This is a genomic window from Pararhodonellum marinum, from assembly GCF_015354735.1.
In the GTDB taxonomy this organism is placed as follows: Bacteria; Bacteroidota; Bacteroidia; order Cytophagales; family Cyclobacteriaceae; genus Pararhodonellum; species Pararhodonellum marinum.
The window spans coordinates 111,016-124,023 of the sequence record NZ_JACEFJ010000004.1; the positions used below are offsets into that span (position 1 = coordinate 111,016).

At 42.0% G+C, this 13,008-nt stretch carries 10 protein-coding genes and 1 tRNA gene; 4 read left to right on the forward strand and 7 right to left on the reverse strand.

Going from position 1 to position 13,008, the window contains the following annotated elements; all coding sequences use genetic code 11:
• Positions 1-126: 126 nt before the first annotated feature.
• The 3 genes from lpdA (at position 127) to H1A14_RS09800 (ending at position 2,957) form a co-directional block, all read left to right on the forward strand.
• Positions 127-1,524: a dihydrolipoyl dehydrogenase gene (gene lpdA, locus H1A14_RS09790; RefSeq protein ID WP_194776075.1), complete on the forward strand. Its 1,398-nt coding sequence runs from the start codon at positions 127-129 to the stop codon at positions 1,522-1,524.
• An 84-nt stretch (positions 1,525-1,608) separates the two neighbouring features.
• Positions 1,609-2,142, forward strand: coding sequence for an RNA polymerase sigma factor (locus H1A14_RS09795; RefSeq protein ID WP_194776076.1), 534 nt, complete (start codon positions 1,609-1,611; stop codon positions 2,140-2,142).
• Positions 2,142-2,957 carry an anti-sigma factor gene (locus H1A14_RS09800; RefSeq protein WP_194776077.1) on the forward strand — a complete coding sequence of 272 codons (816 nt, stop codon included), beginning with the start codon at positions 2,142-2,144 and terminating at the stop codon, positions 2,955-2,957. The genes H1A14_RS09795 and H1A14_RS09800 overlap by 1 nt, the downstream gene beginning before the upstream one ends.
• Positions 2,958-2,965: 8 nt before the next feature.
• Here H1A14_RS09800 and H1A14_RS09805 read toward each other — a convergent pair whose 3' ends face one another.
• The 6 genes from H1A14_RS09805 to H1A14_RS09830 all read right to left on the reverse strand — a co-directional run bounded on the left by H1A14_RS09805 (position 2,966) and on the right by H1A14_RS09830 (position 9,818).
• The gene (locus tag H1A14_RS09805; protein ID WP_194776078.1) at positions 2,966-3,481 is read right to left on the reverse strand and encodes a RidA family protein; all 516 of its coding nucleotides are present in this window, start codon (positions 3,479-3,481) and stop codon (positions 2,966-2,968) included.
• 68 nt (positions 3,482-3,549) lie between these two features.
• Positions 3,550-4,761, reverse strand: a complete 1,212-nt coding sequence (locus H1A14_RS09810) for a glycoside hydrolase family 57 protein (protein ID WP_194776079.1) — start codon at positions 4,759-4,761, stop codon at positions 3,550-3,552.
• Positions 4,762-4,763: 2 nt separating this feature from the next.
• Positions 4,764-6,044 (reverse strand): glycosyltransferase family 4 protein, encoded by a 1,281-nt coding sequence (locus tag H1A14_RS09815; RefSeq protein WP_194776080.1) that lies wholly within the window; start codon positions 6,042-6,044, stop codon positions 4,764-4,766.
• A 10-nt stretch (positions 6,045-6,054) separates the two neighbouring features.
• Positions 6,055-7,971, reverse strand: a complete 1,917-nt coding sequence (locus tag H1A14_RS09820; RefSeq protein ID WP_194776081.1) for an amylo-alpha-1,6-glucosidase — start codon at positions 7,969-7,971, stop codon at positions 6,055-6,057.
• Between the two features lie 349 nt (positions 7,972-8,320).
• Positions 8,321-8,396, reverse strand: a tRNA-His gene (locus H1A14_RS09825).
• Between the two features lie 51 nt (positions 8,397-8,447).
• Positions 8,448-9,818, reverse strand: a complete 1,371-nt coding sequence (locus tag H1A14_RS09830) for a dihydroorotase (RefSeq protein WP_194776082.1) — start codon at positions 9,816-9,818, stop codon at positions 8,448-8,450.
• 53 nt (positions 9,819-9,871) lie between these two features.
• Between H1A14_RS09830 and H1A14_RS09835 the strand changes: the two genes are divergently transcribed.
• The gene (locus tag H1A14_RS09835; RefSeq protein WP_194776083.1) at positions 9,872-11,230 is read left to right on the forward strand and encodes a DEAD/DEAH box helicase; all 1,359 of its coding nucleotides are present in this window, start codon (positions 9,872-9,874) and stop codon (positions 11,228-11,230) included.
• Positions 11,231-11,378: 148 nt separating this feature from the next.
• On the opposite strand, the gene H1A14_RS09840 is transcribed toward H1A14_RS09835, so the two are convergent.
• The gene (locus H1A14_RS09840; protein ID WP_194776084.1) at positions 11,379-12,875 is read right to left on the reverse strand and encodes a M28 family peptidase; all 1,497 of its coding nucleotides are present in this window, start codon (positions 12,873-12,875) and stop codon (positions 11,379-11,381) included.
• Positions 12,876-13,008: the final 133 nt, after the last annotated feature.

Genomic DNA, 13,008 nt, shown 5'->3' on the forward strand with positions numbered 1-13,008 from the left:
TTCAACTTCACCTTTAACTTCTATTTGTGGATTCTCGACACTGCTCTACTTCCTAAAATCCAATTTTTTTCTAAGGCCAAAAACCTTATTTTTGCATAGCTTAACCAGAAATTAAAACTAAAAGATATGTCTTCAACAAAATACGATTTGATTGTAGTAGGAAGTGGACCGGGAGGTTATGTAGCCGCCATCCGTGCTTCTCAACTGGGCTTAAAAACCGCCGTAGTAGAAGCGGCCGAGCTTGGGGGAATCTGTTTGAATTGGGGATGTATTCCCACTAAAGCACTTATTAAAAGCGCCCAGGTTTTTGAATACATCAATCATGCTGCTGACTACGGTATCCAAGTGAAGGATGCGGAAGTAGATTTTTCCAAAATGATCAAAAGGAGCAGAGATGTTGCTGATGGCATGTCCAAAGGCATTCAGTTTTTATTTAAGAAAAACAAGATTGACCAATTGCTGGGATGGGGTAAGGTCAAGTCCGGTAAAAAAGTGGAAGTTGAAGACAAGGATGGAAAGAAAACCACCTACAGTGCTGATAACATCATCATTGCTACGGGGGGCAGGGCAAGAGAGCTACCTGCCTTGAAAATTGACAATGAAAAGATTGTAGGTTACCGAAAAGCCATGGTCCTGGAAAAAAAGCCGGAGAAAATGGTGGTGGTAGGTTCCGGAGCCATCGGAGTGGAATTTGCCTATGTGTACAATGCCATTGGGGTGGATGTGACCATTGTGGAATTTTTAGACCGCATCGTTCCCAATGAAGATGAAGAAGTTTCTAAAGCTTTGGAAAAAATATATAAAAAAGCGGGTATCAAAATCATGACCAAGTCAGAAGTGACAGCTGTAGATACCAAGGGAAAAGGCTGCAAGGTCAGTGTAAAAACCCCCAAAGGTGAAGAAACCCTGGAATGCGACATCGTCCTGTCAGCTGTAGGTGTTACCTCCAATGTGGAAAACATCGGTTTGGAGGATGTGGGCATCTTGGTGGAAAAAGGTAAAATCAAGGTAGATGAGTTTTATAAAACCAATATGCCTGGATATTTTGCCATTGGAGATGTCACCACTGGACCAGCATTGGCTCATGTGGCTTCAGCCGAAGGGATCATCTGCGTGGAAAAAATAAAAGGACTTGACCCTGAGCCGCTTGATTACAACAACATTCCGGGATGCACCTATTGCATTCCTGAAATTTCCTCGGTCGGCTTTACGGAAGCACAGGCCAAAGAGGCCGGCTACGATGTGAAAGTGGGTAAATTCCCCTTCTCAGCCTCTGGAAAAGCATCTGCAGCAGGGGCAAAGGATGGATTTGTCAAATTAATATTTGATGCCAAGTATGGAGAATTGCTTGGAGGCCACATGATTGGCAGCAATGTTACCGAGATGATCGCTGAAATTGTGGCCATCAGAAAGCTGGAAACGACTGGTCATGAACTTATAAAAACTGTACATCCTCACCCTACCATGTCAGAGGCCATCATGGAAGCGGCCGCAGCAGCTTATGGTGAAGTGATTCATTTGTAATTCTGATGACTTTATCCTAATATTATAAGCACAAGGAGTAAATCCTTGTGCTTTCTTTTTGTAAAGTATTTAACATTTTGACTTTTGGAAGAAGAACAATTGATAGCGGGACTGCGGTCCCGGGACCGAAAGACCATTGAATATTTGTATGAAAAATATTCCCGTGCCCTTTTTGCTGTGATTTCAAGGATCATTCAGGACAAGGATATCGCGGAAGAGGTTTTCCATGATGCTTTCGTCAAGATCACCAAAAACATGGAGCGGTATGATGCATCCAAGGGAAGGTTATACACCTGGATGGCCAACATCTGCAGGAATGCAGCCATTGACAAAACAAGGTCTAAGGAATTTTCAAATGCAGGTAAGACCAATTCGATAGATGATTACGTATATGGAATGGCCAGCGAGTCAGGGACTTCTGAAATAGTGGACGGAATTGGCGTGAGCGAATTGTTGGACCGACTTTCTGAAGAGCAACGTTTTGTGATAGAGTGTATTTATTTTAAGGGCTTCACACATTCGGAAATAGCTGAGGAATTCGATATTCCCCTGGGTACCGTCAAATCCAGGATTCGGGCCGGAATAAATGTTTTAAAAAAGAACTTAGAGAAAATTTAGTGGATATTCAAGCATACATATCGTCAGGTAAACTGGAACTTTTTGTTCTGGGAGAGCTTAGTGAGCGGGAACGTGAAGAAGTGCTGGAAATGGCCAAAAAGCACCCTCAGGTCAAAAAAGAATTGGAGGAAATTGAGACAGCCATGTTCGCTTTTGACAACCAATCCGGACCCAAGCCTTCCTCTGCTGTCAAAGCCAAGATTTTCGAAACTTTGGACAATGAAGTTTTTGAGGAAAAAATTGATAAGAAAAAAAACACTACGACACCTGTAGTGCCCTTGCAACCATGGAAAACCTACGCTGCTGCCGCGTCAATAGTGGCCCTTATAGCTTCAGTATTGGCCATTTATTTTGCTTCCCGCTACTATCAGGTGGATAGTCGGTTGACCGCATTAATTCAAGATCAGGCGGTAATGGCTGAGGAAGTAGACCAATATAAAGTCAGGTTCCAAGAGGCAGATGCCCAGTTGGAAACCCTTTTGGCTGGGGATTTTGATAGAATTCCGATGACCGGAGAAGGGTTTGAGATACAGCAGGATGCCAGAGTGGATGTTTTCTGGGATAAAAACAAGCAGGAGGTTTGGATTTCAGTGAACAACCTATCTTCTATTGATGAGGATAAGGATTACCAACTCTGGGCCATAGGTGAGGATGGTCCTTTGGGGATAGGGCTGGTGTCTGCAGGCGAAAAACTTAGCCTACAACAAATGAAGGCGGTTTCGGATGCCGGAGCTTTTGCCATCACCATTGAACCTAAAGGCGGGAGTGAAAGCCCTACTTTGGAAAATCTAGTTGTGATTGGAGAAGTGGCGTAATGGTGTGATCACTTGGCCGCAACCGCTTCAATCTCGATAAGCAAATCTGGATTCGCCAAAGCATAAACAGCTATGGTGGATCTGGCCACCTTGTTTGGATTGGATTCTAGGTTGAAATATTCCCCATAGGCTTTGAACCAAGCCTCCCAATCAATGTGACCCTCCTTGTTGGGAGCAAGGTAAATCCTTAAGAAAAATACATCAGCAAGCTCAAATCCCGCCTCACTCAAGGTTTCTTTGATCCTTTCCAGGGTCCCTACACTTTGCTCATAGGTGTCACCGAATTTTTCATAGGTACCTTCTGCAGCATCAGGGTCTTTGACCGGCGCTACCAGGCCTGAAGTAAAATAATACTCCTTACCCTCGGGTAGATGTACACCCTTTAAAATGCTGGCTTCTGGCCTGTCATACCTGACAATAGGTGATTGTTCATTTTCGGAATTGCTATTCTGTGGCCCACAGGAAATTAGCAACCCCACAGCCAGAAAGGCAGAGATTTCCAAGATCGATTTTTTGCTTTTCATTTTTTTTTTAATTTGTCAGAAACAAAAAAGAGGCTTACTTAGCCTCTTTAAATTCGGATTCCATTGACTTATTTTTTCGATTTTTTGTCTTGTTCATATTCCTTTAACCTCAAAATAAAATCGCTGAGCACATTCATGTAATTGATAAAGGCTTCGTAAGGCGTTTCATAGGGACTAAAGTAAGCATGGATATCTCCATCGGAAAAGAACTTGGTACACATGTAATAGAAATGGTCAGAGGTTTGCAGGTAATTCCAGTCTCTCTGAATTTCAGGATCATCAACTTTGGCGACAAGTTCTTTCAATTCATACAATTTGGCAAATGCCTCATCCTGTAAGTCATTACCCAGCCAAGCAGTAAGATCCCTCTCCTCATCTGCCCATGAAATAGGGATGGGTACGTGAATCTTACCGACTACCTTTCCATTCTCAGCCACCTCTGAAGGGGTGGAGAAAGTGTAATTGGTGTTGTTAAAGACAGCATGTGGTAAAGCCCTCATGAATTCAAAAATACCGGTATCCGCCCATTGGTGTTCCCCGAAAGTTTCATAATCCATAAAGAGGTTCAGTACCTGCTCTTCTTTAGGCAACGCATTGATCCATTTGGTGAATTTATCTGTGGTTAGTGGATAATCGGGCCAGGATTTATTGCCAAAACGGAAAGCAATGTCATCGCTCAACTGAAAATTCTTAAGGAGAACCTTCAAATTTTCATTGTGGGCATTTGTGTAAACAAAGTTAGGGCTCTTCCATCCCAAAACATGCTTGGCTCCCTCTGTCAATATGGTATTGTAGCCGAACTCTGAAACCATACTACCAATACCATCGGAATAGATCAGTTCAGTATTTCGGAAAACCTTTGGGGTATACCCATTGAAAAGATCTTTTATTTTTTGCTGGTGCTTTTTGACAGAAGCCTGAAATTCCTCTTTACTTTTCAAAGATACCAAAGCATGGGCATAGGTTTCACTGAGCAATTCTACATGACCAGTAGCGACTAATTGGCGAAAACTATCGAGAACCTCAGGTGCGTAGGCTTCAAATTGTTCAAGACAAACTCCTGATATGGAAAAGCTGACTTTGAACTTTCCATTGTATTGATGGATCAGGTCTAAAAGCAGGGCATTCATGGGCAGGTAGCATTTTTTAGCGATCTTCCTCATGATGTTTTTGTTGCCATAATCATCCCAGTAATAATGGTCTTCACCCATATCGAAAAATCGATAAGGCTTTAACCTGAAGGGTTGATGTACCTGAAAGTAAAAACAGATGGTTCTCATGTTTACGTCTTTATGGTTTTTTCATATACTTTAATAAGTTTGGCAGCCACATGTTCCCACTTCAACCGTTTCAATTCCTGGCTGCCCAATTCTTTGAACATCCTCGAAATTCCATCGTAATGGAGCAATCCAAAGATGGCATCAGCCATGGCATCTATATCCCAAAAATCCACCTTGATCGCATTCTGCAAAACTTCTGCAACACCGGACTGTTTGGAAATTATAACAGGTGTATTGTGTCTTACCGCTTCTAAAGGAGATATTCCAAATGGTTCTGAGACGGAGGGCATCACATACACATCTGAAATAGCATACATTTCATCCACATCTTTTCCTTTCAGAAATCCCGTGAAGTGAAATTTCGTCGCTATCCCGAGCTCAGCCACACGGTCTACCATCCGGTTGAGCAGGTCACCACTACCAGCCATGACAAATCGCACATTCGGGTCTTTTTGGATAACTTTGTATGCAGCTTCGACGAAATATTCCGGTCCCTTTTGAAAGGTGATCCTACCTAAAAATGTCACAATTTTCTCGGGTACTTTTTTGACAAAATTACTTTCGATGATACTGGTATCCAGTACGGCATTGTGTAGGACAGAAATTTTGTCAGGATGCACACCATATCTTTTGACCAAAGTGTTCTTAGTAAGGTGACTTACAGCCAAAACATGGTCTGCTGCATGAACACCTGCCCTTTCAATGTCATAGACCACTTTGTTGACACTTTCACCGGATCGGTCATATTCAGTCGCATGCACGTGAGCGATCAATGGAGCTCCACTGATTTCTTTGGCGGCAATGCCTGCTGGGAAAGAAAGCCAGTCATGGGCATGGATTAGGCTGTGTTTTTTGTTTTTGGCAATTTGTGCTGCTACCAGCGCATACCTGGAAACTTCCATCATCAGGTCTTTGCCATACTTGCCACTAAATTCAAACTTGTTGGAAAAAATGCTTTCGTCCACATCAGTTCGGTCGTGGGCCACACGCTCAGAAAATTTCCGAAATTCATCAGGCCCCAGATAGGGCACTAAAAAACTGCTCACCTCTAGGTAGGTGAGGTTTTTCCAGATGGTTTTGAATCTTCTTTCCCTGTAATCTATTTCCACATCACTCGCATTGACAAAATCTGCCAAAGGCTCTTCATCACCCCATAATTTTGGTACCACAAAAATGATGTCCTGATTGTGATGGGCCAAACCCTTGACCAGACCATAACAGGCTGTACCTAAGCCACCGGATATATGGGGAGGAAACTCCCAACCAAACATTAAAACTTTCATATCCACAACTTTAAATTTTATTTACCAGGTACATCATTCTCAATAATTCCCCCACGCTCCAGGCTTGGGAAATCGCTCCTTTGGGTCTATGAGGGGGGTCACCATCATAAATTTCAGCTACTGTTCCAATCCCATAAATACTCATAACGCCGTCAAATTGCTGGATCATTTTCTGAATGAATGATTTTGAAGACTTACCATGCAGCTTTATATAACCTTCGACGAAATGTCCTAGCAACCAAGCCCAAACTGTACCTTGGTGATAGGCATTGTCTCTGCTGTATTGATCCCCAAAATAATACCCTTTGTATCGGGGATCTTCCGGAGATAGGGTCCTTAAACCCCTTGTAGTAAGCAGTTTTGATTTGACCACTTCTAAAATCTGATCTTTTTGTTCTTCTTCCAGTGGGCTGTAAGCAAGGGAGGTAGCAAAAACCATGTTTGGCCGAATCGACCAATCTTTATCCTCACCATCCACCACATCAGCCAAATAGCCCCTTTCCTCATCCCAAAATTCCGCAACAAAGCTATGTTTTACTTTTTCTGCCAATTCCAATGCGTAATTCTCTCCGCTTAGTTCGTGGTAGAAGCAGAGTGCATTGTACCACAAGGCATTGATTTCAACAGGTGCACCAATTCTTGGTGTAACTGGCCCGTCTGTAGTGACCGCATCCATCCAAGTTAACGCGAGCCCTTCCTGACCTCCATAAAGCAAACCGTTCTCTCGAACCTTTATGTTGAAATCAGTACCGGCAATCAGCCCATCTATGATGCCTTTAAGCTTATCAAGATACCTCTTTTTGATGGTTTTGGTATCTCCTGTAAACTCAATGTATTGTTGTAGAGACCAGAAAAACCACAGTGGGGCGTCTAAAGAGTTCATATTGGTCACTACCCCGCTACCTACATTTGGGAAAAGCGGGCCTTGAAGGTCCTTGGTCATGGAATCCATAATTTCCAGAAAGGTATCCTTATCCCCTTGAGTGAGGGTCAGACCTGGAGTAGCGATGAAAGTATCTCTGCCCCACCAACCAAACCACGGATAGCCTGCAATCACCCGGGTCTCGCCTTTTCGTTTGAAAATAAATTGACCTGCGGAATTTTTTAGGCAATTCTCAAAATTATTTCTCGGTGTTCTTCTGTTTATCTCTTTTTCAAAAGCTACCTGACGGGTATCTGGATCTGCAATTTCCAATCCGGCCGAAAAAATAACAGACTCGCCTTTTTCTATATCGAACTCAAAATAGCCAGGTACAAATAAGTCCTCTTGGTAGTCATAACCCCGTTCTCTTTCCCGGATATACTCTATGTTGTGGTACCATTCTGGAGTCGGGACAAATTGATTAGGTTTTGAAATCTGAAGGGAAAGGGGTTGATAGGGTTCATACAACTTTACCTGTATCCCTTGTTTGATCTTTTTATAGTTTTTGTTGATATCGTCATTTGCTTTGGAGAGGTTGTGATATCCTCTGAAAGCCAAAAATGGGCTCAGCCTCAATTTGGTAGGGGAATGGGCCTCCAAAAGGGTATACCTTACCATGACGCGATCCCGGTTCGAATCCAGGATAATTTCTTTTTGCAAAAGGACACCCCCCACTCTATAAGTAAGTTTAGGAATGGGCTCAGAATCAAAATCCTTGAGGTATTTATGTCCTCTTGGGCTGTAATTGCCAGGATATTTATTGATTCCAAGGTTAAAACTGGACCCATGCTGAATGACGGTTTCATGCAGGGTCGACAGCAGGACATGCAGCTGGGAGTCAAGCTGAGGTTGCGGTGCCACTAACAAGCCATGGTATTTTCGGGTATTACATCCAATGATGGTAGTACTGGTGTAACATCCTGAGTGGTTTGAGCGTATGATTTCCTTTTCTAGAGAATAATTTAAATTGATTAATTCGGTTTTGTCAAAGTGTATATAGCTCATTTGGGGAAAAGTTTCAGTATCCTATAAAATTAACTTATAGATGTTGAAAGAAAAATAATAATACAAAAAATAAAGGCCATTTACATGGCCTTAAGGTTTTTATTTTGAAACAGAGTAGATTTTCTCTTTCTGAAGTTCTTCAAAATTTTTTATTGATTCTTCGAACTTCACCTTATACAATTGGACAAATTTAAGATTGACCGGTCTCACTTTAGGAGCAATGGGAGTGGATTTAAATAATGTAAACATTATCTTAACATTTTAGTATTTTTCCATTGTTAACAAAAAATATGCCATTTATATAAACCTGGGTCCAATCAAACAAAAACCCCTCACTAGGAGGGGTTTTGGGTGAAAGACCGGGTTCGAACCGGCGACCTCTGGTGCCACAAACCAGCGCTCTAACCAACTGAGCTACAATCACCATATATCATCATTAAAGCTATTTTGCTTCTTTGGACTGCAAAGGTAATATGCTAATCCTCTTCAAACAATAGATTCCCTGAATTATTTCTGGAGAAATTAAGTCGTTCTCCCTTTTTCTCTTCATGAAATGTGCCATTTTCGTACGCAAGATGACCGGATACGATGGTATGTGTTACTTTAGATTGAAAAGTGACATCTTCAAAAGGGGACCATCCACATTTAGAAAGAATATTATCTTTGGTTACAGTCCAAGCGTCATTTAAATCCACCAATACTGCATCTGCATGCCATCCAGGTCTAATGTATCCTCTTTTATCAATCTCAAATATTTTTGATACATTATGGCTGGTTTTTTCAGCAATTTGTTCCAAACTAATTTTTTGCTGATGATACAATTCAAGCAAAGCAACTAGGCTATGCTGCACCAAAGGCCCGCCTGATGGGGCTTTGACATAAAGCTGTTCTTTTTCTTCAAAGGTGTGTGGGGCATGATCAGTGGCTATGATATCGATGTGCCCATCCAGAAGGCCTTCCAAAATTCCTTCACGGTCCGCAGCGGTTTTAATGGCTGGATTCCATTTGATAAAATTGCCTTTCCTATCATAATCCTCATCAGAAAACCATAAGTGGTGTACACATGCCTCTGCCGTGATTCGCTTTTCCTCCAAGGGGAGCTTGTCATCAAAAAGCATGACCTCTTTGGCTGTACTGATGTGCAGGACATGTAATTTGGACCCATACTTTCTGGCCAGGTCCACTACTTTTTTGGATGCATCGTAACATGCTTCCTCTGTCCTGATTTTTGGATGGTATTTCGCAGGGATTTCATCTCCATATTTTTCCTTATACTTTTCGAGATTTCGGCTGATGATTTGGTCATTTTCGCTGTGTGTGGCAATCAGAACAGGACTTTCTTCGAAAATTCTTTCCAAGGACTGTGGATTGTCCACCAGCATATTTCCGGTAGAAGAACCCTGAAATACCTTTAAGCCACAAACCTGATCTGGATTGATTTTTTTTATTTCATCAATGTTGTCATTGGTGGCCCCCAAATAAAATGAAAAATTGGCGAGGGATTTTTCCTTTGCGATGCTGAATTTCTCTTCCAGAAGTTCCAAAGTGGTGGTCTGTGGATGGGTGTTAGGCATTTCCATAAATGACGTAATACCACCGGCTACGGCAGCTTTGGCTTCTGTGTAAATGTCCGCTTTGTGAGTTAAACCGGGTTCCCTAAAATGAACCTGATCATCAATCAACCCTGGGAAAAGGTATTTACCTGTCGCGTCTATTTCAATATCTGCCTCATGTTCCTCAAGGTTTCCTCCTGTTATATAAAACAAGCCATCCCTGATCAGCACATCTCCTCGGGATATCTTACCTTCATTCACTATATTTGCATTCTTGATTAAGATACTCTTCATACTTCTTTTCTTTAAGGGGTTCTTTTTCACTTCATCTGTAAAATTAACAAATCATGTCTGATAGCCCGTTATCTTTTGAAAACTTTAAGCTTAATAAGCAGCTTTTAGATGCTGTCAAAGAAGCGGGTTTCACGCGGCCTACACCTATACAAGAAAAAACCATTCCATTGTCTCTCTCAGGCCATGATATTTTGGGTATCGCTCAGACAGGTACAGGAAAAACCGCTGCTTATGTGCTTCCGCTCTTGATGAAGATCAAATATGCCCAAGAGATGCATACCCGTGCTTTGATACTTGCACCCACCCGGGAGTTGGTGATGCAGATAGAAAGTGCCGTGGAGATTTTTGCCAAGTATACCGATATCAGATTTGTCAGCTTGTATGGTGGATTGGGTCCTAAAACGCAAATAGAAAAGATCAAGCAAGGGGTGGACATCATCATCGCTACTCCAGGCAGGTTTCTGGACCTTTACAGCCGCGGCGAAATTTACGTGAAAAGCATCAAAACGCTGGTCATGGACGAAGCGGATAAAATGATGGATATGGGATTTATGCCACAGATTCGAAGTATTTTGGAGGTGATTCCGAGCAAACGGCAAAACCTACTATTTTCGGCCACATTTTCGGATCGGGTGGAAATTATTTCACAGGAATTTTTGGAGTTCCCAGAAAGAATTGAAATAGCCCTGCAAGCCACACCGGCGGAAACCGTCAATCAAACCTGGTATGCAACGCCAAACCTGAAAACCAAAATCAACCTGTTGCAACATCTTATGGGCAATCCGGAAGTCAACAGGGTCATCGTATTTACCAAATCAAGAAAAAACGCTGAATCGGTCTTTAATTTCCTGGAAAGGAATAAGCTGGGTGAAATTAGGGTGATTCACGCCAATAAGGGTCAAAATACCCGGATCAATGCCATGGAAGATTTCAAGGCAGGAAATGTCAGGATGCTTGTAGCTACCGATGTAGCCGCTAGAGGATTGGATATCAGTATGGTAAGCCATGTGATCAATTTCGATGTGCCTTTGATTTATGAAGATTATGTACATAGAATCGGAAGAACCGGTAGGGCCGAAAATGAAGGAGTGGCCATCACCTTCGTAAATCCAGCAGAAGAATACCACATGGGAAGGATATCAGAAATCATCCGAATGAGTATCCCTGAAAGCCAGATTCCAGAAACCGTTGATGTGCCGGAAACCCCAAGAGCGGAACAACAGGGCTATGACAGGGAAATTGACATCCAAAAGAAGAAAAATGACCCCAACTTCAAAGGAGCTTTTCAAGAAAAAAAACATAAGAATCGAACCAAGCCCCAGCCACCGAAAGAAAAGCGAGGCAACAAAAATTCCAAAGCCAAGAGAAATAGAAATCAAATGAAAACGAAAGGTCAAAAAAACAGGAAATAGCCCAATTAAAATTTACAGGCAAATCATTCGGTCAGGTTGACTGATTTGAAGTGAATTCCTGGAAGACAGGTACTTTTCAACAAAAATCCCTTCAGCCTTTTTTGGTTGCTGAAGGGATTTTTGATGTAGGAGATAATCGGAAGTTGGATTATCTACTGGTTCTTGTGTTGGTACCATCCACAGGGGTTCTTTCTTCCCTGTTTGCAAGATCCCAGGAAGTATGGAAAATGAGCCTTGCCCTTTTTTCCATTAGGTCAAATTCTATTTTATCCACGGTATCCGTGGGTTGGTGGTAGTCATCATGGACCCCATTGAAAAAGAAAATAACAGGGATGTTGTGTTTGGCGAAATTGTAGTGATCAGACCGGTAATAAAATCGGTTTGGGTCATCTTCGGCATCATATCGGTAGTCCAATATAAGGTTGGTATACGTGATGTTGTTGTATTCATTGATCACTTTTAAGTGAGAGGACAACATCTCGGAGCCAATCACATAAACATAATTTTGGTTTTCGGCATCCTGATATTCATAGTCAATTCGGCCAACCATGTCAATGTTGATGTTGTTGACAGTGTTTTCTAGTGGGAAAACGGGGTTTTCAGCATAATATTCAGAGCCCAGTAGCCCCTTTTCCTCACCGGTGACATTCAGAAATAGGATGCTTCTCCTTGGTCTATTGCCTTCTTTTGCCGCCATGGCAAAAGCTTCTGCAATTTCCATAACGGAAACTGTTCCTGAACCGTCATCGTCAGCGCCGTTGTTGATTTCCCCCTTGCTGTTGATACCTACATGATCATAGTGGGAAGAAATCACCAATACTTCCTCTTTTTTGTCAGTTCCTTCAAGATAAGCCATGACATTTTCCGTAGGCACTTGTTTGGTGTTTTTTTGCATACTGTATCGGGCAGTTTGTGATTTGATGCTTTCAGGATTGCTTTTGGCTGCTTCTTTTAAGTCTTCCACAGATGCATTGAAAAGTTCCGCCATTTTATCTGAACTGACCATAAATACCGGCTCTTGCTTGGTTGGTTTTTCAAAACCCAGTCTTCCAAAACCGGACATAGTCTTGTACCTGTTGGCCATTCGGTCAAAATTGGCCTGGCCCTCCATGGTTACAATAATTATTCCTGCAGCTCCAGCATCCATCATTTCTTTCACCACGCCCTGCGCCTGAGTACCAATGGCCCATAAGCCCACAAGCTTTCCTTTTACATCTACCTTTTTCAGATTTTCAGGACTAGCCATTCCTAAAAAGACCAAATCTGTTTTTTGGGTTTTTTTGAAATCCCCATCTCCAATAAAAACAAAATCCTCATTTTGGACCAATTTATTTTTACCAATTTGTAATTCTACCTTTTCAAATTTTACACTTACCAGGTTGAATTTTTGGTAAAAACTTCCTTCCACAGGGCCTTCCAAACCGAGGGTTTTGTAAAACTCCGAAAGGTATTCGGCTGCTAATTTTTGTCCCTTTTCACCAGTATCCCTTCCTTCCAACTCATCGGAAGCCAAGTAGGTGAGGTGGGTTTCCAAATCTTCTGCCGTAATGGAAGCAGCGTATTTCATGGCTGTGGCATCTTGTGCTTGGACCTTCCAAACCATCAAAAAGGCCAAACTCCCGGCCAATATCATTTTCTTATTCATCGTGTAATCTTGGTAGTTGAGTTACTAATTTTTTCAAAACTAGAAATTATTCCCAATTGATTAAAACCGTTTATCATTTTACGGGTTTCAAGACCATAAATCTACAAGGAGAAAAATCATTATCTCTCAATAA